Consider the following 25,168-nt stretch of genomic DNA (forward strand, 5'->3'; position numbering starts at 1 on the left):
ACCCTCGCCCCTTTGGGGAGAGGGCCGGGGTGAGGGGAGTTAAGTCGCACTACGCCTGTACATCCTTCTCGGATGTCCAATCTTACCGTACAGCATCTCCACCGTCAGAAAACCCACCTCCACGCAGTGTTCCAGATAGCGCCGGGTGGTGGTTTTACTCAGGCCCGTCTCGCTCACCACCTCATCCACCGTAAAACAGTGCGCCGCCTTGTTGTTAAACAGCATTTGCACCCGCGCCAGCGTGTTCTCCTCTATCCCTTTGCTGCCGTTGTCCAGACGATAGTTTTTCGCCTGTAACTGATAGAGTGAATCCACGTTCTGCTGGTCGACAATCTTCCAGACGCGCTGCTGTTCGGCAAACTGCACAAAACGCTCCAGCGACTGGCTGAGCCGCTTCCAGGAGACCGGCTTAAGGATATAGTCAAACGCGCCGTTACGAATGGCCTGGCTACAGGTGTCCATATCGCTGGCGGCGGTGATGAAAATCACCGAGCAGTTGGCGCGGGTGAGCATCGGGTTGCTGATAAGGGTGATGCCTTTGCCGTCCGGCAGGTAGTTATCCAGCAGCATCAGCTTCGGCTGTTTGCTCTCCAGTTGTACCTGCGCGTCGGCCAGCGACGCGGCAATCCCCACCAGCCTCAGACGCGGATGTTTACCGATAAGCTCCGCGTGCAGTTGCGCCAGTTCGTTCTCGTCTTCAACAATCAGTACGTCGATAAGTTCATGTTGCATAGTCGGTATCTTCCAGTTCCTGTACGGGGTGCCGGGCCGTTCCCGTGGCGGGAATAAACAGTGAGAAAATGGCACCGCGTGGGGTGTTATCGGCAACTTCAATTGCACCGCGAGCCTGTGTGACATAGCTTTCAATCAGATACAGGCCAATACCATGATCGCCGCGCGTTTTGGTGGTGATGCCGCGCTCAAAGATCCGGTCGCGGATCTCCGGTGTGATGCCGACGCCCTGGTCGGCGACTTCAATAATCAGTTCCTGCTCGTTCAGCTTTATCAGCACGTCCACCGGGGCATGCGGGAGCGGTGCACGCTGGGTCGCTTCAATGGCGTTATCCAGCAAGTTCCCGATGATCGAGATAAGTTCCGATTCGAGCAGCGGCAGGAACGGTTTATCCACCCGGCAGGCCGGATCGAAACTCAGCTCAACGCCTTTTTCACGCGCGCGGGCGGCCTTTCCAAGCAGCAAACCACACAGCGTCGGAGAGCTAAAGCGGGACGAGATAAAGTCCAGCAGCTCCTGAGCGTGTTCCGACTGCGCCTGTATATAGCGAATTGCCTCGTCATAACGGCCCATATGCAGCAGGCCGGACAGCGTAGTCATGCGGTTCAGCTGTTCATGGCGCATGATGCGCAGGTTATCAACGTAGCGCTTCACCTGGCTGAGCTGGGCGCTGAGCGAGTCGATCTCGTTGCGATCGCGAAAGGTGATCACCCAGCCCTGCAATGCATCTTCCAGCATTATCCGCACCCGGCTGGCAATGACCGTGAGATCGTTAAAGCGACAGATCTCATCGTGGGTGTCTTTCGCAAGCATGGTTTGCGCGTTGAAGAACGGGACGGGCGCGATCACCTGGCTGATGGGCTGACCCCGCAGTTCGCGGGCGGGCTGGCGTAAGCCTAATAATTTACGCGCCGCCTGGTTAATCACCTCAATGCGAAGATCGTCGTCGATGGCAATCACCCCTTCATAAATGGATTCCATCATCGCCTTTTGCTGGCGCACCAGCAGGCCGATTTCGCGCGGCTCCAGAGAGAATATCTGCTTCTTGATGCTGCGGGTGAAGAACCAGGAGAAAATAAACAGGGCGATAAGCAGCAGCACGGCGGCAATCAGGATATTAACCACCTTGCTGACGGTGATGGTGTCCAGATAGCTTGTGAGATAGCCTACCGAAACAATCCCCACCACCTGACCGGCATCATTAAAAATGGGCGCTTTGCTGCGCAGTGAAATGCCTAACCCGCCCTTGCGGATGGTGATGGTGCTTTTGCCGTGTAATACCTCGTCGTTATCTCCGCCAACCAGCGTTTTGCCTACCCGGTCGGCAAACACGGAGTGGAAAAGATGCAGCCCCTTATTGTCACCAATCACAATAAAACTGGCGTCGCTGCGGGCGGCTATTTTCTGCATAAAGTCATGGATGCCCTGGATATCCTTTTGTTCGACTTCTTTTCGCAGGGTTGGAATAAGCGCAATTTCTTCGGCCTGTATTTTTGCGCGCGCGCTCATTTCCTGATAAAGCTGCCTGCCGACATCGACATAATAATATCCGCCCAGTAATGCGAACAGCACTGAGAAAAAGGCGACCAGCGAAATAAACAGCTTGATCTGAAACGATACTTTCATAACTATCACGCGAGATATCAACAGGTCGGCTGAATATATCATCTTTTAAGGCCAGGATGCCCGCTTTGCCGAAAACTTGTGATCCCTTGCACAGCGCAGCCTGTAAAAGATTTTTCCGAAAGTCTCATCCTCTTAAGGTTAAATGAATAAATGTTATTTCTTTGTTCAGTTAAGAAAAGAAACCATAAAAACCACGGCAATAAATAAGGCATAAATCACATTAAATAAAAGAAACCATTAAAACCATAGCGTCCATTAAAACTTCGCTTTTAATATGCCATCCCTCACATAAAGTAAGCCTTTGTGACTCTAAGCTGAACGCACAAAATAACTAAGGGGCTTATTATGAGCACAACTGACGATTCATTCTCTGTTACCCACGACCCGATTGATATTCAGCGGCCATCGCTCAAAGAGCGCTGGTGGCATATTATGGATACCTGGAAAATCGGCATTATACCTCTGCCGCTGTTCGTTCTGGCGGGCGCGCTGATTGCGATTGATTGCCTGGGCGGAAAACTACCGAGCGACATTGTGGTCATGGTGGCCACGCTGGCCTTCTTCGGCTTTGCCTGCGGTGAATTCGGTAAACGCCTGCCGATTGTCGGCAAGCTCGGCGCGGCGGCAATTTGCGCCACCTTTATCCCTTCCGCGCTGGTCTATTACGGCCTGCTGCCGGATGTAGTAGTGGAATCCACCACTAAGTTCTATAAATCCACCAACATTCTTTATCTCTATATTTGCTGCATTATCGTCGGCAGCATCATGAGTATGAACCGCACCGTGCTGATCCAGGGCTTCCTGCGCATCTTCTTCCCGATGCTGTGCGGTGAAATCGTCGGCATGATTGTCGGCATGGGTGTTGGGCTGGCGCTGGGCCTCGAGCCGTTCCAGATCTTCTTCTTTATCATTCTGCCGATCATGGCGGGCGGCGTCGGGGAAGGGGCAATCCCGCTTTCCATCGGCTATGCCACCCTGTTGCATATGGATCAGGGCGTGGCGCTCGGCCGCGTACTGCCGATGGTGATGCTCGGCGGCCTGACGGCGATCATTATCTCCGGTTGCCTCAACCAGCTCGGGAAACGCTACCCGCACCTGACCGGTGAAGGCCAGCTGATGCCGAATCGCGCCAATGCCGATGCCACTGTCTCTCAGCCTGCGTTCTCCGGCAAAGCGGACGTGACGACCATCGCCTCCGGCGCGCTGCTGGCGGTGCTGCTGTACATGCTGGGTATGCTCGGTCACAAGCTGATTGGTCTGCCAGCGCCGGTGGGCATGCTGTTTATGGCGGTGCTGGTGAAGCTCTGCAACGGTGCCTCTCCGCGTCTGCTGGAGGGCTCTCAGGTGGTGTACAAATTCTTCCAGACCTCTGTGACCTACCCGATTCTCTTTGCCGTTGGCGTAGCCATCACCCCATGGCATGAACTGGTGGCCGCCTTCACGCTGACCAACCTGCTGGTGATTATCAGCACCGTCTCCGCGCTGGTGGCAACCGGGTTCTTCGTCGGCAAAAAGATTGGTATGCACCCGATTGATGTCGCCATCGTCTCCTGCTGCCAGAGCGGCCAGGGCGGTACTGGTGACGTGGCGATCCTGACCGCAGGCAACCGCATGAGCCTGATGCCGTTCGCCCAGATTGCTACCCGTATCGGCGGGGCGATTAACGTCTCCATCTCTCTGCTGATTCTGGGCAACTTCCTCGTTTAAGTTTTCAGGAAAGAACAATGAAACTCGCAAGCTTTTTATACCAGGGAAAACGCAGCTACGGCATCGTTCAGGCCGACGGCGTGATTGATTTAGGCCGCCGCCTCGGCGACCGCTATGGCGACCTTAAAGCGCTGTTGCAGGGGAACGGGCTGGCGCAGGCCACCCGATTCCTGAACGACGCGGTGGATGTACCGCTGAACGCCATCACCTTCTTACCGGTGATTGTACAGCCGGAAAAAATCCTCTGCGTGGGCATGAACTATGCCGACAAGCGCAAGGAGTTTGACCAGCACAACCCGGCCCCGACGCTGTTTGTCCGCTTCCCGGACTCACAGACCGGCCACAACGAGCCGGTGCTGAAGCCGCGCCACTCCAGCGAATTCGACTACGAAGGCGAGCTGGCGGTGATCATCGGCAAAGGCGGGGAGAACATCAGCCGCGACGACGCCCTTCGCCACGTGGCGGGCTACAGCTGCTACATGGACGGCTCCGCCCGCGACTGGCAGCACACCTGGTTCACCGCCGGGAAAAACTGGCGGCAGACCGGGGCGTTCGGCCCGTGGATGGCGACGGCGGATGAGATCCCCGATCCGCACCGACTGGCAATCCGCACCTGGCTGAACGGCCGCATGGTGCAGGAAGACAACACCAGCAGCATGATCCACAAGGTGGCGGAGCTGATCGAGTACATCAGCACCTTCACCCGCTTAAGTCCTGGCGATGTGATCATCACCGGATCCCCAGGTGGGGTGGGTAAAAAGCGTAACCCGCCGCTGTTTATGAAAGAGGGGGATCGCATTGAGGTGGAGATCGAGCATATCGGTCATCTCAGCAACGTGATCGTGGAAGCGCCAGCCGTCGGGCTTGCGGCAGCACATTAAGTAAGGCGGCAGCATGCAATCGCAACCCATCGATTTTCGCCACACGCTGGTGGCGAAACACCCGGAACGCTTAAGCCAGATCCGCTACCTGCTGGCAGACAGCGGCCTTGGCCTGGACAACGACATCACGCTGTTTGTCGAAGCCTGGTCCGGCGCGCAGCTGGTGGGTTGCGCCGGGCTGGCTGCCAACGTCATCAAATGCGTGGCGGTCAACGAGCAGCTTCGTGGGGAAAACCTCAGCGCGCGTCTGCTGGCAGAGGTGGAAAATGCGGCGCTGGAGCGCGGCCATTTTCACCTCTTCCTCTGCACCCGTCCGTGCAATAAGGAACGCTTTGGCCGCAGCGGTTTCTGGCCGATTGCCCAGAGCGGGAACAACGCGGTGCTAATGGAGAACACCCCGCAGGGGATCGCGCGCTACTGCCGTACCTTAAGCCGGATGCGAAGGGGCGGGGAAAAAATTGGTGCCATTGTGATGAACGCCAACCCATTCACCCTCGGCCACCGTCATCTGGTGGAGCAGGCGGCGGCGCAGTGCGATGCCCTGCATCTGTTTGTGGTGCGTGAAGACGCCTCGTTCTTCCCGTTCAGCGCGCGCCTTGAGATGGTGCGCGCGGGCGTGGCGCATCTGCCGAACGTGGTGGTGCATGAAGGCTCGCAGTACATCATCTCCCGCGCCACGTTTCCGGCCTACTTCCTGAAGGAGACCGGCAAAGTGCAGCAGGCGTGGAGCGAGATCGACGTGCTGATCTTCCGGGACTTCATCGCCCCGGCGCTGGGCATCACGCACCGCTTCATCGGCTCGGAGCCGTTCTGCGACATCACCCGCCAGTACAACCAGACGCTGCACGACCTTCTGGCCTCGCATATTGAGGTGGTGGAGATGCCGCGCATCAAGGCCACCGGCAACGCCATTTCGGCCTCGGAAGTGCGCCGTTTACTCAAGACACAGCAGTTTTCCCGGATCCGGGAGATTGTCCCGGACTCCACCTTCGCGCACCTCGAAGCTCATTATCGTGCGAGTGCGGAAGTCGCATAACTATCAGGAATTTATCATGAATATTGTAAGGGAGGCGCTGGCCGGAACGCAGGAGTCCAGCGACCTGATGGTGAAAATCGCCCCCGCTCACGGTGAGCTGGAGATTGTCATCCACAGTGAAGTGATTAAGCAGTTTGGCGAGCAAATACGCCAGGTGGTCAACGACACATTGCGCGCCATGAACGTGCACCAGGGATTAATCATTATTGAAGACAAAGGGGCGCTGGACTGTGTGATCCGCGCTCGCCTGCAAAGCGCGCTTCTGCGTGCCGCCGATGAACAGGTCATCAACTGGAGGGCGCTGAAATGAGCAAACTCCGCCGCAGTATGCTGTTCCTGCCAGGCGCCAATGCCGCCATGCTCTCTACCGCCTTTATCTACCGCCCCGACTCCATCATGTTTGACCTTGAGGACGCCGTGGCCCTGCGCGAGAAAGACACCGCACGCATGCTGGTGTTCCACGCGTTGCAGCACCCAATGTATCAGGATATCGAAACCGTGGTGCGCATTAACCCGCTGAGCACGCCGTTTGGCCTGCTGGATCTGGAGGCCGCCGTGCGCGCGGGCGTGGACGTGATTCGCCTGCCGAAAACCGACACCCCGGACGATATTTACGAGCTGGAAGGCCACCTCGAGCGTATCGAGAAGGAGTGCGGGCGTGATGTGGGTTCCACCCGCGTGATGGCGGCGATTGAATCGGCCATTGGCGTCATCAACGCCGTGGCGATTGCCCGCAGCTCCCCGCGCCTGATCGGCATCGCGCTGGCCGCCTTTGACTACGTGATGGACATGCAGACCGAGCGCGGCGACGGCACCGAGCTGTTCTATGCCCGCTGCGCCGTGCTGCACGCCGCACGCGCCGCCGGTATCGACGCCTTCGACGTGGTGTGGTCCGACGTTAACGACGAAGCCGGGTTCCTGCGCGAGGTCGACCTGATCCGCAAGATGGGCTTCAACGGCAAATCGCTGATTAACCCGCGCCAGATAGACCTGCTGCACAACGCCTACGCCCCGACTCAGGAAGAGGTGGATCACGCCAAAAGGGTGATTGAGGCGGCAGAAGAGGGCGAGCGTAACGGCCTGGGCGTGGTGTCGCTCAACGGCAAAATGGTGGATGCACCGATTATTAACCACGCGCAGGTGGTGCTGGAGCGCGCGGCGGCCTCTGGCGTGCGTCGGTAAGGATGACATAATGAATCAGACAGAACTTCTCCATGTAAATTTCCCCCATCTGCGGGATCTGAAACCCTTTGATACCGCCCACAGCGCGACGCCGTGGCTGGCGGACAGCGAGGCGAAGCACAGCCGCAAGCTCTGCGCCTCAATTGAAGAGGCGGTTAAGCGCAGCGGCTTGCAGGACGGGATGACCATCTCCTTCCACCATGCCTTTCGCGAAGGCGACCGGGTGATCAACACCGTCGTGGCGCTGCTGGCGCGGATGGGCTTCAAAAATCTGACCCTGGCTTCCAGCTCGCTGATGACCTGCAATGACGCGCTGATCGAGCATATCGAGAGTGGCGTCATCACCCGGATTTACACCTCCGGCATGCGCGGCAGGCTGGCGGATGCCATCTCCCACGGGCTAATGGACGAGCCGGTACAAATTCACTCCCACGGCGGGCGCGTGAAGCTGCTCCAGAACGGCGAACTGAGCATCGACGTGGCATTTCTTGGCGTGCCGTGCAGCGATGAGTTTGGCAACGCCAACGGCACGCACGGAAAATCGTGCTGCGGTTCGCTGGGCTACGCCATGGTGGACGCGCACTTTGCCCGTAAGGTGGTGCTGCTGACCGAAGCGCTGGTGCCATTCCCCAATATGCCCGCCAGCCTGGTGCAGGATCAGGTGGACTACATCGTGCAGGTGGAGAGCGTGGGCGACCCGGCGAAAATCAGCGTCGGCGCGGCGCGCGTCACCAGCAACCCGCGCGAGCTGATGATCGCCCGCTATGCGGCGGACGTGATTGAACACTCTGGCTATTTCAAACCAGGCTTCTCGATGCAGACCGGCTCCGGCGCAGCGGCCACCGCCTGCACCCGTTTTATGGAAGAGAAGATGGAGCGCGGCGGCGTGAAGGCGCGCTTCGCCCTTGGCGGCATCACCGGCAGCCTGGTGGATCTGCACGAGAAGGGGCTCATCGAAAAGCTGCTCGACACCCAGTGCTTTGACGGCCAGGCAGCGGCCTCGCTGGCGCGCAACCCGAACCACGTGGAGATCTCCACCAACGTCTACGCCAACCCCGGCAGCAAGGCGGCAAGCTGCGACCAGCTCGACGTGGTGATCCTCAGCGCCCTGGAAATCGACGTCGACTTTAACGTCAATGTCATCACCGGCTCCGATGGCGTGATGCGTGGCGCATCCGGCGGACACTGCGACGTGGCGGCGGCAGCCAACCTGACCATTGTGGTCGCGCCGCTGCTGCGAAGCCGCATCCCGACCGTCGTGAAGCGCGTTACCACCCGCCTCACGCCGGGGGAGAGCATTGACGTGCTGGTCACCGACCACGGTATTGCGGTCAACCCGGCGCGCCCGGAGATCCGCGAACGACTTATGGAAGCAGGGCTGAAGGTTGTAGATATCAACGCGCTGTATGAGCGAGCGATTTCGTTGACAGGCGTACCGAAACCGATTGAGTTCACCGACAAAATCGTCGGGGTGATCCGTTACCGCGACGGCAGCGTGATCGACACCGTTCGACAGGTAAAGGAGGAAGTGTGACTATTGCGACACCCGTGCGGACGGGTGTCAGCCTGGACGAACTGCTGGCGGCGAAAGAGCGCCGCGCAGCGCGCCAGGCTGACATGCTTGCGCACTATCAACAACCGGTGATCTCCCTCACGCTGGTTACGCCCGGGGAAATCAAAGACAGCCTGCGCTATCGCAACACCATGGGCGTGGCGCTGCAAATGTGCGACCAGCTGCTGTGGGAAAACCGCTGGCAGGTGCTGGACCGTAAGGTGCTGTGGCTACCCACCGGACCTGAAGCCTTGTGGTGCATCGCGCATCCGGCGGCGGAAATTAAGGCGCACTGTGCAGAACTGGAGCAGACGCACCCACTCGGCAGGCTGTGGGATCTGGATGTGATCTGCCCTGAAAACGGCCACGTCGGGCGTCAGTCGCTGGGGGCGAATCTCAGACGCTGCCTGATCTGTGACGAGCCCGCTCATGCCTGTTCCCGTTCGCGCAATCACCCCGCTGAGCAGGTGGTTTCCCGCGTGGAGAAGATGATCGATGACTGGTTTGCTCGCGACTGAACCGCGCCCGGTTGATCTCCCTGCGCTTGCCGCAGAGGCGCTGTGGCAGGAGCTGGAGCTGACGCCAAAACCGGGGCTGGTGGACAGGCTCAATAACGGCTCCCATCGCGATATGGATCATGCCTTGTTTGTCCGCAGCATTATGGCGATTACGCCGTGGTTTGCCCGGTTTGCGGAACTGGGTGAAGTACATGCGGCCAAACCTGCCGATCGGCAGTTGCGGATTCTTCGTCCGATGGGAATGGCCTGCGAGCAGGCAATGTACGCCGCCACGGGCGGGGTAAATACCCACAAGGGCGGTATTTTTGCCCTCGGTTTGCTCTGCTTCACCGCCGGGCGGGTGAAAAATATCTCTGCGGATAGCCTCTGTTGTGAGGTAAGTAACATCTGTCGCGGGCTGGTGGCGAGGGAGCTGGCCGGACGCAGCGGGCAGGCAACGGCGGGGGAGCGGCAGTTTCAGCTGTACGGTTTAACCGGCGCGCGTGGCGAGGCAGAAAGCGGCTTTGCCACGGTGCGTAAGGCTTTGGATGCATGGAATGGTCAGTCGCTTCACGGCCTGCTGTTGCGCCTGATGGCGGTAAATCAGGACAGCAATCTCGTTTCGCGCGGCGGCATTGAGGGGCTGCGCTACGTTCAGGGCTACGCGCGGGAATTACTGGCTAACGGCTGGGACTGCGAGGCGTTGCTGAAGATGGATAAGGCATTGATTGAACGCAATCTGAGCCCGGGCGGCAGTGCGGATTTGCTGTCGGTGGGGTGGGTGCTTTCTGGAATAAAATAGCCGGGTGGCGGCTACGCCTTACCCGGCCTACGGTCTGGTTTTGTAGGCCCGGTAAGCGCAGCGCCACCGGGCACAACAATCAATGCGCGATCGGCTGCGCACCGTGCGGCTCGCGCACGTGCTTGTACTTGAACAGCGCGATGAACGCGAAGAACAGCACCAGCGAGTACCCGGCGAAGATCAGCCACACTGGTTGCCAGTTGGTGATGCCGTTGGTGGTGTACATCTCCACCACTTTACCGCTCACCACGCCGCCCAGAATACAGCCGAAGCCGTTGGTCATCATCAGGAACATGCCCTGCGCACTGGCGCGGATTTCAGGCTTCACCTCTTTTTCCACAAACACCGAGCCGGAGATGTTGAAGAAGTCGAAGGCACAGCCGTAAACAATCATCGACAGAACCAGCAGCACGGTGCCGAACGCGCTTGGGTCGCCATAGGCGAACAGACCGAAGCGCAACATCCAGGCGGCGATACTGATCAGCATGACGTTCTTGATACCGTAGCGGCTCAGGAAGAACGGGATGGTCAGGATGAACAGCGTCTCGGAGATCTGCGAGATGGACATCATCACCGACGCGTGTTCGACGATAAAGCTCCCGGCAAACAGCGGATCGTTATCGAAGCTGTGCAGGAAGGTATTACCGAACATGTTGGTGATTTGCAGTTCCGCGCCCAGCAGCATGGAGAAGATAAAGAAGATCGCCATGCGCTTGTTTTTAAACAGTGCGAAGGCGTCCAGGCCAAGCATGGTGCTCCAGCTCTGGTTTTTCTGCTGATTAGATACCGGAATGGTGGGCAGTGTCAGGGTGAACAGCGCCAGCAGTACGGAGAGCGCCGCGCCGATGTAGAGCTGCATATGGCTCAGCTCGAAGCCCGCGAAGCTCACGCCCCACATCGCCATGATAAAGCCGATGGTGCCCCAGATACGGATTGGCGGGAAGTCGGTGACGATATCCAGACCGGCAGATTTCAGGCGATAGTAGGAGATGGTGTTGATCAGGCCAAGCGTTGGCATATAGGCCAGCGAGTTAAGCAGGATCACCATGAACATCGCCCCCGGCGTGGTCACTTCGGCCGCCATAAACAGCGTCCCCGCACCCACCAGGTGGCAAAGCATATACAGCCATTTCGCGCTTAGCCATTTATCCGCCACGATACCGAGCAGCGTTGGCATGAAGACAGCCGCAATACCCAGCGAGCTGTAAACGGCACCGATCGACGCACCATCGAACTTGAGCGTCACAAACATATAGGAGCCGAGTGTAGTCAGCCAGCTACCCCACAGGCAGAACTGCAGAAACGACAAGATTTTAAGCTGCAGCTTAAGGTTCATGTTACTTTCCTCACAAGTGAGCGGGAGATATGTTGTTTTGGGAACATTCAGGGTTGTTATTTGATGCAATTCTATCAGTTGGCAACGTTATGTTTTGTTACCTCCCGCAAAAAAATGCAATCCACATTAATTTGCAGTCTGGATTGTGATGCAAATAGCATTTTCGTATGGGTGGGATGAGATGGGTGCGGTCTGATGTCCCCTCACCCTAACCCTCTCCCAGAGGGAGAGGGAACTTGAATACCCTCTCCCTCTGGGAGAGGGCAGGGTGAGGGGTAGTTTTCTAGCGGCGACGGTAGTTCTTCTGCGCCGTATTCACCTTATACAGATAGCGGCGTGATTCCGCAGACGGGTGGCGGGTGGTGAGGGTTGAGTAGACATCCCCCGGCGCCATGCTGTTGATGATGTTCGCGGCCTGCACTTTGTCATTTGAGAAGACGCGCAGCACGCTGCCCGCGCCACCGTTATAGGCGGTGATCACCGCATAGCGGCGTGAGGTTGGGTTATCAATCCCGCCGAGATAGACATTGTTCAGCATCGCCAGGTAGGCCGTACCGGTATCAATGTTGCTTTGCGGATCGAACAGGTAGCTGCGGCTCGGCGTGCCGGATTTCCCCTGCGCGCGGAACACGTCTTTACCGGCGCTGTGCTGTACAACCTGCATCAGCCCCAGCGCGTCGGAACGGCTTACCGCGTAGGGGTTGAACGAGGACTCGGTCTGCATAATCGCCAGGATCAGCGACTCATCCACGCCATACTTACGCGACGCCTGACGCACCATGCCCAGATACTTATGCGCACGCTTGTCGAGGTGGTTCGGCACCAGGTTGATGGTGACGCTGTAGATCACTTTCAGGCCGTTGGTGCGGCTTTTCAGGCGCGTTTGCAGCAGATAGTCGGCGAATTTCGTGGCGCGGCCTTCCCAGCGGATCGGCTGACCGGTCTGGTCAACGACCTGGCCATACAGGAATGGCTCTTTGGAGATGGTGATGTCATCGGCATCAGAGTAGAGGTCAATAGACCCCGGATCGTCGCCCATCAGCAGGGTTTTGATGATGGCCTGACGTAAATGCGCCGCAGGTTCAGTCCCCGCGATGGTTTCAACCGTAATCGTACCGTCATCGAAGTTGATGTGGCTACGGGTCTGATAGGCGTCGGTGTACTTAACGTAGTCCTTCGGTCCGGCAATAAGAACTTCGTTAAATCCCCATATGTTCTCGATATTGTGGGCAAACTGCCCCATCAAAATGTCAAAACCGTTGGTGTCCTTGACCCAGGCTTCGTTGTATTCATCGCCTTTTTTGGAAGAACAAGACACAAGCAACGGCGCAACAAGGGCTAGCGCTAAAAGTTTTTTCATCATTCCGGGAGTGCGTGTTGTGTTTGCTTTGGGGTTGCTGTTGCCGGGTGGCGCTGCGCTTACCCGGCCTACAAAACCGTAGGCCCGTGCAAGCGCAGCGCCGCCGGGCAGCAGCTGCGCGTTATTATTTTTCCGGTGGTGTATAGCCTTCGATGTGGACGTCTTTACCCTCGAACAGGAAGTTCACCATCTCCTGCTCCAGCAGTTTGCGATGTTCCGGGTTCATCATGCTGAGCTTTTTCTCGTTGATCAGCATGGTCTGCTTCTTCTGCCACTGTCCCCAGGCTTCTTTGGAGATCTCGTTGTAAATGCGCTTACCCAGGTCGCCCGGGTAGAGCTGGAAATCCTGGCCTTCAGCGTCGCGCTGTAGGAAAGTACAAAAAATGGTTCTGGCCATACTCATTCCTCTTTGTCTTGCCGATGCTAAACCATTGCACCGACACGTAATTGCTGTAACAGGCGCTCCACGGGAGCCGCCAGCCCGACTGATGGCGGTTGCGCTAAGTTATACCAGAGAGCGGTGCCTTCATCCATGCACGACGTGAATGAGGACACGGGAAGCCACATCGGCACAATATCCAGATGGAAATGGCTGAAGGTATGACGGAACGCGTTGAGTTGCGTCAGGGTATCGGCCGCAATGCCGCGCTGTTCAAGCCATGCCCGAAGCGAGGCTTCATCCTCAAACTGTGGGAAGCAGTATAGACCACCCCACAGGCCACTTGGCGGGCGCTGAGCGAGAAACACCTCGTCGCCATGCTGCATCAGCAGCATGTACCCGGTGCGCTCAGGCAGCGTCTGCTTCGGTTTTTTCCCCGGATACCGCGCCCAGGTGTGGTTCGCATACGCCACGCAGAGGTTGTTTACCGGGCAAAGTTCGCACTTCGGTTTTGAACGGGTGCAGACCATCGCGCCCAGATCCATCATCGCCTGGTTAAAACGCTCCACCCCTTTCGCCGGAGTGACCGCTTCACTGATCTCCCACAGGCGTTTCTCAACCTCTTTCTTGCCCGGCCAGCCATCTATGGCATAGCAGCGTGCCAGCACGCGCTTGACGTTGCCGTCGAGAATAGGGAAATGTTTGCCTAAAGAGAGGGAGAGGATTGCGCCTGCGGTTGAACGCCCGACGCCGGGCAAATCCGCCACCTCGTCAAAGGTTTCCGGGAATTTACCGTTGTGGCGGGTGGCGACCTGCTGTGCGGCTTTGTGCAGGTTGCGCGCGCGGGCGTAATAGCCGAGGCCTGTCCACAGGTGCAGTACCTCGTCCAGCGGCGCGTTGGCCAGATCGGTGACTGTCGGGAAGCGCGCCATAAAACGCTCGAAGTAAGGAATGACCGTCGCGACCTGCGTTTGTTGCAACATCACCTCGGAGAGCCATACTTTGTACGGCGTTTTTTCAATTTGCCAGGGCAGGGTTTTACGCCCGTATTTGTCGTACCAGTCCAGCACCTGGGCTGAAAATTGAGAGGCTTGCATGGTCATCGATTCGCTTAATCAGGGACGCAGATTGCAGCACAGCGTCAATCTGCTGTAAACCGGATCTTTCCCATGCTTGCATAGAAGCCTTAACTTTGGATAATGCCCGTTTCCCGAACATTCTCACAAGCAGACAACTCTTTTATGAAAAACGACGTCATTTCACCGGAATTTGATGAAAACGGTCGCCCGCTGCGCCGTATTCGCAGCTTTGTCCGCCGTCAGGGGCGCCTGACAAAAGGTCAGCAACACGCGCTGGACAACTACTGGCCGGTGATGGGCGTTGAGTTCAGCGAGCAACCGCTCGACTTCACCGACCTGTTTGGCCGCGACGCGCCAGTGACCCTGGAGATCGGCTTTGGTATGGGCACCTCGCTGGTCACTATGGCGAAAGCGCGCCCGGAGCAGAACTTCCTCGGTATTGAAGTACATTCGCCGGGCGTCGGCGCATGCCTGGCAACGGCCCATGAAGAGGGCGTTGAGAACCTGCGCGTCATGTGTCACGACGCGGTGGAAGTGCTGCACAAAATGATTCCTGACAATTCTTTGAACATGGTTCAGCTCTTTTTCCCTGACCCATGGCACAAAGCGCGTCATAATAAACGCCGTATCGTTCAGGCACCGTTTGCCGAGCTGGTGAAAAGTAAGCTCAAGCTGGGCGGCGTTTTCCACATGGCAACCGACTGGGAACCTTATGCGGAACATATGCTGGAAGTGATGTCGTCCCTGGACGGGTATAAAAATCAGTCTGAAAGCAACGACTACGTACCGCGTCCGGATTCACGTCCGGTGACAAAATTTGAACAGCGTGGCCATCGTCTTGGTCACGGCGTATGGGACTTAATGTTCGAGAGGGTGAAATAATGGCAAAGAATCGTAGCCGTCGTCTGCGTAAAAAGATGCACATCGAAGAATTCCAGGAAGTGGGTTTCTCCGTTGCCTGGCGTTTCCCGGAAGGCACCAGCGTTGAGCAGATCGATCAGGACGTTGATGCGTTCATCAACGAGGTGATCGAGCCAAACAAGCTGGCCTTCGACGGTAGCGGCTATCTGGCGTGGGAAGGTCTGATTTGCACCCAGGAAGTGGGGAAATGCACCGAAGAGCATCAGGCGCTGGTACGCAAATGGCTTGAAGACCACAAACTGGAAGATGTCCGCGTTAGCGAACTTTTCGACGTTTGGTGGGACTAATAAAGCAAGAACGGGGCCAGCATTAGCTGGCCCATTTTGTCTGAGGGAGTGTTTAAGATGCGCAAAACGTTGCTGGCTGTTGCTTTACTGGCAATCGGATCCACCGCCCATGCGGAGTATAAATGTAGCGTCACCCCGCGTGATGACGTGGTGCTGAGTCCGCAAACCGTGCAGGTTAAGGGCGAGAATGGCAATCTGGTGATTACGCCGGATGGCAACGTGACCTTTAACGGCAAACCGCAAAACCTGACGGCCGCACAGCGCGAGCAGGCGATGGACTACCAGGCCGAGTTGCGTACCGCGCTGCCCTGGATCAACGATGGCGCGCTGACCCGCGTTGAAAAGAGCCGCGTGGCGCTGGATAAAATCATCACCAAAGAGGTGGGGGAGAGCAGCAATATGCGCACCCGCCTGACGAAGCTGGATAAGCAGCTGAAAGAGCAGATGAACCGTATTATCGAGACGCGCTCTGATGGCCTGACGTTCCACTATAAGGCGATCGATCAGGTGCGTGCCGACGGTCAGCAGCTGGTGAACCAGGCGATGGGCGGCATTCTCCAGGACAGCATCAACGAGATGGGCGCCAAAGCGGTGCTGAAGGGTGGCGGTAATCCTTTGCAGGGTGTACTGGGTAGTCTGGGCGGACTGCAAACCTCGATTCAGAACGAGTGGAAGAATCAGGAAGCCGATTTCCAGCAGTTCGGCAAAGACGTGTGTAAGCGCGTGGTGTCGCTGGAAGACAGCCGGAAGGCGCTGGTGGGGACGCTGAAGTAATTCACTTAGCCCCTCACCCTAACCCTCTCCCCAAAGGGGCGAGGGAATAGTTTGCGCCCTCACATTAACCCTTTTCCTAAAGGGGCGAGGGGATGTTTGCCCCCTCTCCCTTTCAGGGAGAGGGCCGGGGTGAGGGTTGCAGCGCTTGCAGCGTTTCAAGGATCCTTTCTAACACCGCCTCTTCGTTATTCCAGAGTTCGTTGTTCCAGAATCGAATGACGTGCCAGTCCTTATGGTTTAACCACAATGTCCTTTGTCGATCGTATTCCTGATTTTCATCATGTTGTCCGCCATCCAGCTCAACGGCCAGCCGAGCCGCGCAACAGGCGAAATCCAGAATGTAGTTACCTACCGGGTGCTGTCGGCGAAATTTATAATTTTCGAAACGGCGGCTGCGCAGTAAATACCAAAGCCGTCTTTCTTCCTGTGTCAGCTCGCGTCTGAGCTGCTTTGCGTATGAACGTATTGTTTCCATCCCCACACTCTGCCAGCCTTTCCCTCAGCCAGCAGAACGGGATGTAAAATCCTGAATCAGCCTTCAGGATTTTCAGCGAGGAACAACTCAAGAAGGGAGTTCAGGAACAGCTTGCCGTGCTCGGTGATCTGCCAGGACTCATCACACTCGGTCAGGTACCCCTGCGCCAGCGCCTCGTCAATCTGCGGGCGAATCACTGACTCCGGCAGCCCGGTATAACGCGTAAATTCCGCGCGCGGAGCGGCTTCCAGCAGACGGAAGCGATTCATAAAGAACTCAAACGGCTTATCCACCGCCTCGACGTCGTGCTGACGCTCCAGGTAGCGGCCTTCCATATACCCGCGTGGATGACGCGTTTTGGCGGTACGCAGAATGCGTCCGTCCGGGAAGGTCACCTTGCCGTGCGCACCGCAGCCAATTCCGAGATAGTCGCCAAAACGCCAGTAGTTCAGATTGTGCTGACACTGATAGCCCGGCTTCGCATACGCCGACGTTTCGTATTGCTGATATCCCGCCGCGGTCAAAAGCTGGTGGCCCTGCTCGAAGATATCCCACAGCGCGTCGTCGTCCGGCAGCACCGGCGGGCGCGAACCAAACAGGGTGTTCGGTTCAATGGTCAACTGATACCACGACAGATGCGGCGGGTTCAGTTCAATCGCCTGACGCAAATCGTCCAGCGCTTCTTCGAGCGACTGATCCGGCAGGCCGTGCATCAGGTCGAGGTTAAAGCTGCGCAGCCCAAGCCCCGTTGCCAGGTTTGCCGCGCGCTTTGCCTCTTCCGGGCCGTGAATGCGCCCCAGACGCTTCAGCTTTGGCTCGCTAAAGCTCTGCACGCCGATAGAGATACGGTTCACGCCCGCACGCTGGTACTCGACAAAACGGTCGGCCTCAACGGTGCCGGGGTTGGCTTCCATCGTAATTTCAGCATCCGCTGCCAGGTTCAGGCGTGCGCGCACACCGTCCAGCAGCGTCTGCATCGCCGGGCCTGAAAGCAGGCTCGGCGTACCGCCACCAATAAAAATGGTCTTCACTTCACGTCCCTGTGCGTACGGTACATCGGCATCCAGATCGGCCAGCAGATGCGCGACGTAATCATCGTGCGGCACTTCACCCTTCAGCGCGTGCGAGTTGAAATCACAGTACGGACATTTCTGCACGCACCATGGGATGTGAATATAAAGACTCAGAGGCGGCAAATTAGCCATTACGCAGTGCTTCCAGTAACAGTTTCAGGGCGCGTCCACGGTGGGAGATCGCGCTTTTCTCTTCGCGGGTGAGTTCCGCAGCGGTTTTGCCCTCGGTCGGGACAAAGAAAATCGGGTCGTAACCAAAGCCGCCGTTGCCCGCCGCTTCACGGGTGATCACGCCCGGCCAGCTGCCGTGACAGACAATCGGCGTGGGATCTTCCGCGTGACGCATGTAGACCAACACGCAGTGGAACTGCGCGGTACGCTGTTCGTCAGGAACGTCTTTCAGGGCCACAAGCAGCTTTTCCAGGTTCTGCTGGTCGGTGGCGTCCGGCCCGGAATAGCGGGCGGAGTAAATCCCCGGCGCACCGCCCAGAAAATCCACGGCCAGACCGGAATCATCGGCAATCGCGGGCAGTCCGGTTACCTGCGCCGCATGGCGCGCTTTCAGAATGGCGTTTTCGATAAACGTCAGGCCGGTCTCTTCGGCGGAGTCCACGCCCAGCTCGGTCTGAGCCACCACGTCCAGCCCAAAATCATTTAATAGCGAGGCCAGCTCGCGCACTTTACCGGCGTTACCGGTGGCGAGAACAACTTTCTGCATGGTTTAGTCCTGTTCTGTCAGAGCCGCGACTTCCGTCGGGATAGATTGCGGGTTAAGGATTTTTACCTGTTTATGCCGGCCAAGTTCACCTTTCTCAATGATGACCTGGCTTTTAGCGACGCGAAACTGTTTAGCCAGATATTTGGTCAGATGCGCATTCGCCTGGCCGTCAACCGGCGGGGCCGTGATGGCGACTTTTAGCTCGTCGCCATGCAGCCCAACAATACTGTCGCGGCTGGCTTTCGGCTGAATGTACAGCCGTAAAACCAGCCCGTCGGCGCAGGGGCTAACTGCACTCATAACGCCATCCACAGCCCCGGCAGCAGCATATTACCCGTCGCCTGTAACAGTTCCGCGATACCCATATTCAGCACGTACAGCAGCAGAACGAGAAGCATCGGTGAGAAGTCGATTCCGCCCATCGCAGGCAGCAGGCTACGAATTGGACGCAGCAACGGTTCTGTCAGCTGAATCAACGCGTACTCCACCGGGCTACGGCCCCGGCTTACCCAGCTCATGATCGCCATCACCAGCAGGACCCAGAAGATCAGCGAGCCGACGGTTTTAACCAGGATCAGAACGGCTGAAATCCAGATAATCGGCTGGAAAGTGATGACCATAAACAGCACGATCGCTTTGATAACGCTCAGAATAAACGCCATCAGCAAAGATGAACTGTCAATCGGCCCCATTGCCGGAATGATGCGGCGAAGCGGCCCCACAATGGGCTGCGTGATTTTCACGATAAATTGTGAGAATGGATTGTAAAAATCACAACGGGCCCACTGCATCCAGACGCGCAACAGCAGCGCCATCGTATACAGTTCAATGACCGTTGAAAGCAGGAAAGTCAACGTCTTCATGGCGTTCCTCAGGTTTCCTTATTATTGGGGGTAATCGCGCGCACCGAAAATTGCCGTGCCGATGCGCACCATGGTGCTGCCTGCCGCGATGGCGGCTTCCATATCATCCGACATGCCCAGAGAAAGCGTGTCTACCGTGTCATAGCGCGCTTTAAGCGCCTCAAATGCTACAGCCATTTGCTGTGCTACGGCAAACTGCCTTTCATAACTTGACTCTGGCGCCGGGATAGCCATCAGCCCGCGCAGGGTTAAGCGCGGCAGCGCCGCCACGTCCGCCGCCAGCGCATCCAGTTCGCTCAGCGTAATGCCGGACTTGCTGTTTTCATCGCTGATGTTGATTTGAATTAGCACGTTAAGCGCTGGCATCTCAATAGGGCGCTGGTCGCTCAAACGGGTAGCGATACGCAGACGATCGATGGTGTGACACCAGTCGAAGTGCTCTGCTACCAGACGGCTTTTGTTCGACTGTAGCGGACCGATAAAGTGCCATTGCAGGTCTGCATTTCCCCGTTCCCGGAAAGCGAGAATCTTATCTACGCCTTCCTGCACATAGTTTTCACCAAAGGCACGATGACCGGCGGCTATCGCTTCTGCGATGGCGCTCGCAGGCTTGGTTTTGCTGACTGCAAGCAACGTAATTTCTTCTGAAGCACGGCCGCAACGCGTTGCCGCGGCTGAGATTTTGTCCCGGACCTGTGCCAGGTTATGCGCAATGTCGTTCATTTTCCGAGGAGTTGTCTATGGATGTGGAAGAAATTGTGGCCCTTAGTGTAAAGCATAACGTCTCCGATCTACACCTGTGCAGTGATTCACCACCGCGCTGGCGCAGGTCAGGCCGTCTTGAACCTGCGCCGTTTCCGCCCCCGGATGTGGAGGCGTTATTAAAAGCGTGGCTCAATGACGAACAGCAGGGCGCCTGGTGGGCAAACGGGCAGGTGGATTTTGCCGTTACCCTCACAGGCGGTCAGCGGCTGCGCGGCAGTGCGTTTAAGCATATGCACGGCGTTTCGATCGCGCTGCGCCTGTTGCCGCTGACGTGCCCGCAGCTCTCTGCGTTAGGCGTGCCGCGCGCGATCCCGGAGCTTTTGTCCAATGACAATGGCCTGATTCTGGTCACCGGCGCCACCGGCAGCGGGAAATCGACCACTCTGGCCGCGATGGTCGATTTTCTCAATCACCAGACAGACGGGCACATTCTGACCCTGGAAGATCCGGTGGAGTTTATGTACCAGAGTGAACGTTGCCTGATCCAGCAGCGGGAGATAGGCCAGCACAGCCCGTCCTTTTCCGAGGCGCTGCGCAGCGCGCTGCGTGAAGATCCGGATGTGATTCTGCTTGGTGAGCTGCGTGACAGCGAGACGATACGCCTGGCGCTGACGGCGGCGGAAACCGGCCATCTGGTGTTGGCCACGCTGCACACGCGCGGTGCGGCGCAGGCGATCGAGCGCCTGGTCGACACCTTTCCGGCGCAGGAGAAAGATCCGGTGCGTAATCAGCTGGCGGGAAGCCTGCGTGCGGTCCTGGCGCAGAAGCTACGTCAGGATGTCCAGGGTGGGCGCGTGGCGCTGTATGAGCTACTGGTGAATACCTCGGCGGCGGCAAATCTGATCCGCGAAGGCAAAACCTGGCAACTGCCGGGCATTATTCAAACGGGGCAGCAGGCGGGAATGCAGAACTTTGAGCAGAGTCTGGCGGAGCGACGGGCGCAGGGGCGGCTGTAGCCCCGGCGCTCAGTAACCCTGTTCGAAATAGCTTTCGAGGATAATGACGGCTGAAGCTGAATCCACGCTGCCTTTGTTCAGCGCCCGGAAGCCACCGTGTTCGAACAGGCCAGCGCGTGCCTCGACGGTGCTCAAACGTTCATCGTGCAGCTTAACGGAGACGCCAAAGCGGCCATGGATTTTGTTCGCGAACTTGCGCGCGCGGGCGGTAAGCGGTTGCTCGGTGCCATCCATGTTTAGCGGCAGGCCGACAATCACGTCGTCCGGCTGCCACTCTTTGAGCAAGCGCTCAATAAGGTTCCAGTCCGGCGTGCCGTCGTTAGCTTTCAGCGCCGTGAGCGGGCGGGCGGTGCCGGTGATCCGTTGACCCACAGCGACGCCGATGCTTTTGGTGCCGAAGTCGAAGGCGAGAAGGGTGCCGCTCATTACGCGTGCCCCGCAACGCCAGGCATGGTCAGAATATCAATGCCAATCAGTTTTGCCGCGTCACGCCAGCGATCGGCGATAGGGGTTTTAAACAGGATATTCATATCCGCAGGGGCTGTCAGCCAGGCGTTGTCCAGAATTTCTTGTTCCAGCTGCCCTTTTTCCCAGGAGGCGTAGCCGAGCGCAACCAGCACCTCAGAAGGCTGACTGGCAGTGCCCAGCGTTTCAAGCACGTCGCGAGAGGTGGTGACGACGGTGTTATCGGAGATACGAATGCTGGACGAGAAAACCGGCGGGGTATGCAGGATAAAACCACGATCTTCTGCAAGCGGGCCGCCGAGCATCACCGGTTTATCGAGACGGATTTCCGGCAGCCGCGCTTCAGCAGGGATTTTCAACTTGTCCAGAATGCCTTCCACCTGGAGGTTTTCCAGCGGCTTATTGATGATAATCCCCATCGCGCCGTCTTCGTTGTATTCACAAATATAGACCACGGCGCGGCGGAAAATCGGATCCTGGAGAGCAGGCATGGCAATAAGAAAGTGATGCTGTAAATTCATTGTCAGAGGTACTGTTTCCTGGTTTAAAAAGCGACAGCGCCCAGTATGGGGATAAACACAGGCGCTGTCACAGGTTATTTCTGTAAACGTTTTTCGATAGCGTCCATCAGCATTCCGGTGATCGAGATCGGGAATTCCGCTTCGATTTCACGAATGCAGGTTGGGCTAGTGACGTTCACTTCGGTCAGACGATCGCCGATGATATCGAGGCCAACGAAGATCAGGCCTTTGGCTTTAAGCGTAGGGCCGACGCGGCGGGCAATTTCCCAGTCGCTTTCGCTTAACGGACGCGGTTCGCCACGGCCGCCAGCCGCCAGGTTGCCACGGGTTTCCCCTCCCTGCGGGATACGCGCCAGGCAGTAAGGCACCGGCTCGCCGTCTACGACCAGCACACGCTTGTCGCCGTCTTTAATGGCTGGCAGATAGTTCTGTGCCATACAGTAGCGGGTTCCCAGCTCGGTCAGCGTTTCGGCAATCACGCCAATGTTCGGATCGCCTTCTTTCACCCGGAAGATCGACGCGCCGCCCATGCCGTCCAGCGGTTTCATGATGATGTCGCCGTGCTTCTGCCAGAATTCTTTCAGCTGCGTTTTGCTGCGGGTGACGAGCGTTTCCGGCGTCAGGTCAGAGAACCATGCGGTATAGAGCTTCTCGTTGCAGTCGCGCAGGCTCTGCGGCTTGTTGACGATCAGCGTGCCTTTCTCTTCGGCACGCTCAAGGATATAGGTGGAATAAATGTATTCGGTGTCGAACGGCGGATCTTTACGCATCAGGATGACGTTGAGGTCGGCCAGGGCAATATCCTGCTCGGTACCGAATTCGTACCATTTTTCGTAGTTCTGCTCGACGTTAACGATGCGGGTGCGTGCGCGGGCTTCACCGTTGATCAGGTAAAGATCGTTCATCTCCATGTAGTGGAGTTCATAGCCGCGACGCTGCGCTTCCAGCAGCATAGCGAAGCTGGAGTCTTTCTTGATGTTAATGTTTGCGATGGGGTCCATCACGATGCCGAGCTTAATCATCTTCTTCTCCGGTTATGGGTCAGGCTTTGCTTCAACCCAGATCGCCAAATCGCACCTGTAGCGCGGTAATGGCGGTGAGTGCCGTTGTCTCAGTGCGCAGAACGCGAGGTCCCAACAGAATATCAGTAAACTGGTAACGCGCCGTCATGGCAATTTCGTCAGCCGACAGGCCGCCTTCCGGGCCAATCAGCAGGCGTACACGCTCAACGGGCAGCGGCAGCGTATTGATGCTGGCGCTGGCGCGCGGATGAAGATTGAGCTTAAGCCCGCTTTCCTCTTCTGCACACCAGTCCTCCAGATCCATCGCCGGGCGGATCTCCGGGATACGATTGCGGCCGCTCTGTTCGCAGGCCGCAATGGCAATTTTTTGCCACTGCTGGATCTTTTTGTTCAGACGTTCCGCATCCAGTTTAACGCCGCAGCGCTCAGAAAAAAGTGGCGTAATGAGGCTTACACCCAGTTCAATGGATTTCTGAACGGTGAACTCCATCTTTTCCCCACGCGACATCACCTGGCCCAGGTGAATGTGCAGCGGCGATTCCCGGTCATCCACGTCGCCACGCAGCACCTTCACGTGCACGCTTTTTTTATCGGCGCGCGTAATTTCAGCGTCGAAAACCTGATTAGAGCCGTCAAAGAGCTGAATCGCCTGGCCTGCACCCATGCGCAGCACGCGACCTACATGGTTTGCAGCATCATCAGACAGGGCGATTTCGCCGCCTGGGGTAATCAGTTCAGGGTGATAGATGCGAGGGATGCGCATAGTCAGAAATTCCATGTGTCATGCGATATAAGCGAATTGCCGTAGTGTAGGTTAGCTCTTTTGCGCCTGGCAAGCCCGCTGGACGTAAGGGTTGTGATTCCCCTGGACTTTGGCGATACGTTCGTCGCGCTGGCATTCCCAGTCCGTCACCGGGTAGAGCTTGTCCCAGGCATTGAAGAGCTGCGTCTGCTGGCGGGAAAGTTTGAGATCGTAGCGGTCGCGCATATAGAAATAAGTGCGGGCGATGCTACCGCGCGCGCGGGCAGGCGGTTCGGCGACTTTCTCTTTGAAATCGACCTTCATGGCGCACTGACCGTACTGGCCTTCGCCACCGTTCCACTGGCTGTACATGAAGTTTCCGCGGTCGCCATTGACCTCACCCACGGCGGGTTGCAGGTTGTGCATATCGCTTTCCATCTGGCGGTAGACCGGATCTTTTGCGCAATTTTTACGTCCACCGTCCTGCCAGCACTGGCGCTGGTGGCCAAACTGCCAGGCCGGAACGACGTGTTCCCATTCGATTCGGCTGGCGCGGTTCTCGTTCTTGCGCACCTTATAGCCGCAGGATCCCAGATCCACGACCCCTTTCTTACCCTGCCAGTTAATTTTACAGCCGCAGTAGAAATCACCCGGTACGTCGGCGTTAATCTTTACGCCTGCGGTTTTTGCCTGAGAGAAACTGTGAATACCGTCGGCCAGAGCATGGCCGGAGAGCGCTGTCGCCAGAAAAGCGACCGCGAGAGAAACATTACGGGACATCTTACACTCCGTGTCAAAACGAGCCCGCAACGTAACGAATGTTGTTCCCGTATGCAATCAGTCAGATCAGGAAAGTTCCTGAAAGTTCGCGTGATTATTCCGCAACCAGCGGTTCGCCGCATTTAACGCAGCGGTAGGTCGCCTCGCCCCGCACTACGCGGTTATGGCGGCGGACGGTAAGCTGGTGCTGCTGGCACTGGCAGCGGTAGGGGAAGGTATTGCGGCGTACCGATTCCAGCTCGAACTGATGGGTGCGACGGGCCGGAACGCCGAGCACCGCCTCCATCATCCACTTCCACTCTTTGCCGTGCGGCGCGACGCGGCCAAAGTGCTTCCACACCAGCAGATGCGCCAGCTCGTGCGGCACCACTTCTTCGATAAACGCCTGCTGATTTTCCATCATCAACACCGGGTTGAGGCGGATCTCATACGATTCCAGCCAGGCGGTACCTGCCGCGGTGCCACGCTGCTGATAGACCAGCTTCGGTTCAGGATAATTGCGGCCGAGCTTCAGGTTGGCCTGGGCGAGTTTTTCCCGCAGGCTGCGCATAACGGCTTGCTGAATGGCGATGGGGAGACGGGGTGCTTTCATAGGGGCAGAGCATAAAGCGGGAAGCGGGGAGGCGCAAGAGGCGC

At 57.4% G+C, this 25,168-nt stretch carries 30 protein-coding genes; 12 read left to right on the top strand and 18 right to left on the bottom strand.

Annotated elements, in window-relative coordinates:
- Positions 1–39: 39 nt before the first annotated feature.
- Entirely contained in the window at positions 40–732 is a 693-nt protein-coding gene (locus tag CU081_RS07805; RefSeq protein WP_003862448.1) for a response regulator, read from the bottom strand.
- Positions 722–2,359 carry an ATP-binding protein gene (locus tag CU081_RS07810; RefSeq protein WP_022651842.1) on the bottom strand — a complete coding sequence of 546 codons (1,638 nt, stop codon included), beginning with the start codon at positions 2,357–2,359 and terminating at the stop codon, positions 722–724. The genes CU081_RS07805 and CU081_RS07810 overlap by 11 nt, the downstream gene beginning before the upstream one ends.
- A 345-nt stretch (positions 2,360–2,704) precedes the next feature.
- Between CU081_RS07810 and CU081_RS07815 the strand changes: the two genes are divergently transcribed.
- Genes CU081_RS07815 through citG form a run of 8 tightly spaced genes read left to right on the top strand, consistent with a single transcriptional unit; the run spans position 2,705 to position 10,016 of the window.
- A complete protein-coding gene (locus CU081_RS07815) occupies positions 2,705–4,066 on the top strand; it encodes a 2-hydroxycarboxylate transporter family protein (protein ID WP_022651841.1) in 1,362 nt (453 codons plus the stop codon).
- Positions 4,067–4,083: 17 nt separating this feature from the next.
- On the top strand, positions 4,084–4,947 hold the full coding sequence (locus tag CU081_RS07820) for a fumarylacetoacetate hydrolase family protein (protein ID WP_003862442.1): 864 nt from the start codon (positions 4,084–4,086) through the stop codon (positions 4,945–4,947).
- A 13-nt stretch (positions 4,948–4,960) separates the two neighbouring features.
- Entirely contained in the window at positions 4,961–5,983 is a 1,023-nt protein-coding gene (gene citC / locus CU081_RS07825) for a [citrate (pro-3S)-lyase] ligase (RefSeq protein WP_022651839.1), read from the top strand.
- A gap of 16 nt (positions 5,984–5,999) precedes the next feature.
- Positions 6,000–6,293, top strand: a complete 294-nt coding sequence (citD, locus tag CU081_RS07830) for a citrate lyase acyl carrier protein (protein WP_022651838.1) — start codon at positions 6,000–6,002, stop codon at positions 6,291–6,293.
- Positions 6,290–7,165: a citrate (pro-3S)-lyase subunit beta gene (gene citE / locus CU081_RS07835; protein WP_015571849.1), complete on the top strand. Its 876-nt coding sequence runs from the start codon at positions 6,290–6,292 to the stop codon at positions 7,163–7,165. The genes citD and citE overlap by 4 nt, the downstream gene beginning before the upstream one ends.
- A gap of 10 nt (positions 7,166–7,175) precedes the next feature.
- A complete protein-coding gene (gene citF, locus CU081_RS07840; protein WP_022651836.1) occupies positions 7,176–8,699 on the top strand; it encodes a citrate lyase subunit alpha in 1,524 nt (507 codons plus the stop codon).
- On the top strand, positions 8,696–9,235 hold the full coding sequence (gene citX / locus CU081_RS07845; protein ID WP_022651835.1) for a citrate lyase holo-[acyl-carrier protein] synthase: 540 nt from the start codon (positions 8,696–8,698) through the stop codon (positions 9,233–9,235). Before citF ends, citX begins: the two co-directional genes overlap by 4 nt.
- Positions 9,213–10,016 carry a triphosphoribosyl-dephospho-CoA synthase CitG gene (gene citG / locus CU081_RS07850; RefSeq protein WP_022651834.1) on the top strand — a complete coding sequence of 268 codons (804 nt, stop codon included), beginning with the start codon at positions 9,213–9,215 and terminating at the stop codon, positions 10,014–10,016. The genes citX and citG overlap by 23 nt, the downstream gene beginning before the upstream one ends.
- 79 nt (positions 10,017–10,095) lie before the next feature.
- On the opposite strand, the gene CU081_RS07855 is transcribed toward citG, so the two are convergent.
- From CU081_RS07855 to mutY, 4 genes are all read right to left on the bottom strand, one after another.
- Positions 10,096–11,352, bottom strand: coding sequence for a nucleoside permease (locus tag CU081_RS07855; protein ID WP_015571846.1), 1,257 nt, complete (start codon positions 11,350–11,352; stop codon positions 10,096–10,098).
- Between the two features lie 283 nt (positions 11,353–11,635).
- Positions 11,636–12,712: a membrane-bound lytic murein transglycosylase MltC gene (mltC, locus tag CU081_RS07860; protein ID WP_017382930.1), complete on the bottom strand. Its 1,077-nt coding sequence runs from the start codon at positions 12,710–12,712 to the stop codon at positions 11,636–11,638.
- A 124-nt stretch (positions 12,713–12,836) separates the two neighbouring features.
- Positions 12,837–13,109 (bottom strand): oxidative damage protection protein, encoded by a 273-nt coding sequence (locus CU081_RS07865; RefSeq protein WP_003862425.1) that lies wholly within the window; start codon positions 13,107–13,109, stop codon positions 12,837–12,839.
- Between the two features lie 26 nt (positions 13,110–13,135).
- Entirely contained in the window at positions 13,136–14,188 is a 1,053-nt protein-coding gene (gene mutY, locus CU081_RS07870) for an A/G-specific adenine glycosylase (RefSeq protein ID WP_022651833.1), read from the bottom strand.
- 144 nt (positions 14,189–14,332) lie between these two features.
- Between mutY and trmB the strand changes: the two genes are divergently transcribed.
- Genes trmB through CU081_RS07885 form a run of 3 tightly spaced genes read left to right on the top strand, consistent with a single transcriptional unit; the run spans position 14,333 to position 16,152 of the window.
- Positions 14,333–15,052 (top strand): tRNA (guanosine(46)-N7)-methyltransferase TrmB, encoded by a 720-nt coding sequence (trmB, locus tag CU081_RS07875; RefSeq protein WP_015571843.1) that lies wholly within the window; start codon positions 14,333–14,335, stop codon positions 15,050–15,052.
- Positions 15,052–15,378 (top strand): YggL family protein, encoded by a 327-nt coding sequence (locus tag CU081_RS07880; protein ID WP_003862421.1) that lies wholly within the window; start codon positions 15,052–15,054, stop codon positions 15,376–15,378. Before trmB ends, CU081_RS07880 begins: the two co-directional genes overlap by 1 nt.
- A 57-nt stretch (positions 15,379–15,435) precedes the next feature.
- Positions 15,436–16,152 carry a DUF2884 domain-containing protein gene (locus tag CU081_RS07885; RefSeq protein ID WP_003862419.1) on the top strand — a complete coding sequence of 239 codons (717 nt, stop codon included), beginning with the start codon at positions 15,436–15,438 and terminating at the stop codon, positions 16,150–16,152.
- Between the two features lie 112 nt (positions 16,153–16,264).
- Here CU081_RS07885 and CU081_RS07890 read toward each other — a convergent pair whose 3' ends face one another.
- The 6 genes from CU081_RS07890 to CU081_RS07915 are packed head-to-tail and all read right to left on the bottom strand — an operon-like array spanning position 16,265 to position 20,004.
- Positions 16,265–16,627, bottom strand: a complete 363-nt coding sequence (locus tag CU081_RS07890) for an endonuclease domain-containing protein (protein ID WP_022651832.1) — start codon at positions 16,625–16,627, stop codon at positions 16,265–16,267.
- 56 nt (positions 16,628–16,683) lie between these two features.
- Positions 16,684–17,832, bottom strand: coding sequence for a radical SAM family heme chaperone HemW (gene hemW / locus CU081_RS07895; protein ID WP_003860019.1), 1,149 nt, complete (start codon positions 17,830–17,832; stop codon positions 16,684–16,686).
- Complete coding sequence (locus tag CU081_RS07900; protein ID WP_022651831.1) at positions 17,825–18,418, bottom strand: XTP/dITP diphosphatase; 594 nt, start codon at positions 18,416–18,418, stop codon at positions 17,825–17,827. The genes hemW and CU081_RS07900 overlap by 8 nt, the downstream gene beginning before the upstream one ends.
- A 3-nt stretch (positions 18,419–18,421) precedes the next feature.
- Positions 18,422–18,718 carry a DUF167 family protein YggU gene (yggU, locus tag CU081_RS07905; protein WP_003860023.1) on the bottom strand — a complete coding sequence of 99 codons (297 nt, stop codon included), beginning with the start codon at positions 18,716–18,718 and terminating at the stop codon, positions 18,422–18,424.
- Positions 18,715–19,281 (bottom strand): YggT family protein, encoded by a 567-nt coding sequence (locus tag CU081_RS07910; protein WP_003860024.1) that lies wholly within the window; start codon positions 19,279–19,281, stop codon positions 18,715–18,717. The genes yggU and CU081_RS07910 overlap by 4 nt, the downstream gene beginning before the upstream one ends.
- 21 nt (positions 19,282–19,302) lie before the next feature.
- Positions 19,303–20,004 (bottom strand): YggS family pyridoxal phosphate-dependent enzyme, encoded by a 702-nt coding sequence (locus tag CU081_RS07915; protein ID WP_003860026.1) that lies wholly within the window; start codon positions 20,002–20,004, stop codon positions 19,303–19,305.
- A gap of 17 nt (positions 20,005–20,021) precedes the next feature.
- Here CU081_RS07915 and CU081_RS07920 point away from each other — a divergent pair, with 17 nt between their 5' ends.
- Complete coding sequence (locus CU081_RS07920; protein WP_022651830.1) at positions 20,022–21,002, top strand: type IV pilus twitching motility protein PilT; 981 nt, start codon at positions 20,022–20,024, stop codon at positions 21,000–21,002.
- A gap of 9 nt (positions 21,003–21,011) precedes the next feature.
- Here the strand turns inward: CU081_RS07920 and ruvX are convergent, their stop codons facing one another.
- The 6 genes from ruvX to CU081_RS07950 form a co-directional block, all read right to left on the bottom strand.
- Complete coding sequence (gene ruvX / locus CU081_RS07925; protein ID WP_006811925.1) at positions 21,012–21,428, bottom strand: Holliday junction resolvase RuvX; 417 nt, start codon at positions 21,426–21,428, stop codon at positions 21,012–21,014.
- Positions 21,428–21,988: a YqgE/AlgH family protein gene (locus tag CU081_RS07930; RefSeq protein ID WP_003860031.1), complete on the bottom strand. Its 561-nt coding sequence runs from the start codon at positions 21,986–21,988 to the stop codon at positions 21,428–21,430. Before CU081_RS07930 ends, ruvX begins: the two co-directional genes overlap by 1 nt.
- Before the next feature lie 74 nt (positions 21,989–22,062).
- Positions 22,063–23,010, bottom strand: a complete 948-nt coding sequence (gene gshB, locus CU081_RS07935) for a glutathione synthase (RefSeq protein WP_003860032.1) — start codon at positions 23,008–23,010, stop codon at positions 22,063–22,065.
- Between the two features lie 31 nt (positions 23,011–23,041).
- The gene (rsmE, locus tag CU081_RS07940; RefSeq protein WP_022651829.1) at positions 23,042–23,773 is read right to left on the bottom strand and encodes a 16S rRNA (uracil(1498)-N(3))-methyltransferase; all 732 of its coding nucleotides are present in this window, start codon (positions 23,771–23,773) and stop codon (positions 23,042–23,044) included.
- 51 nt (positions 23,774–23,824) lie between these two features.
- Positions 23,825–24,532 (bottom strand): deoxyribonuclease I, encoded by a 708-nt coding sequence (gene endA / locus CU081_RS07945; RefSeq protein ID WP_022651828.1) that lies wholly within the window; start codon positions 24,530–24,532, stop codon positions 23,825–23,827.
- A gap of 94 nt (positions 24,533–24,626) precedes the next feature.
- Positions 24,627–25,124: a SprT family zinc-dependent metalloprotease gene (locus CU081_RS07950; protein WP_003860035.1), complete on the bottom strand. Its 498-nt coding sequence runs from the start codon at positions 25,122–25,124 to the stop codon at positions 24,627–24,629.
- Between the last annotated feature and the right edge of the window lie 44 nt (positions 25,125–25,168).

The organism is Enterobacter sp. CRENT-193 (assembly GCF_002787395.1).
Taxonomy (GTDB): Bacteria; Pseudomonadota; Gammaproteobacteria; order Enterobacterales; family Enterobacteriaceae; genus Enterobacter; species Enterobacter hormaechei_C.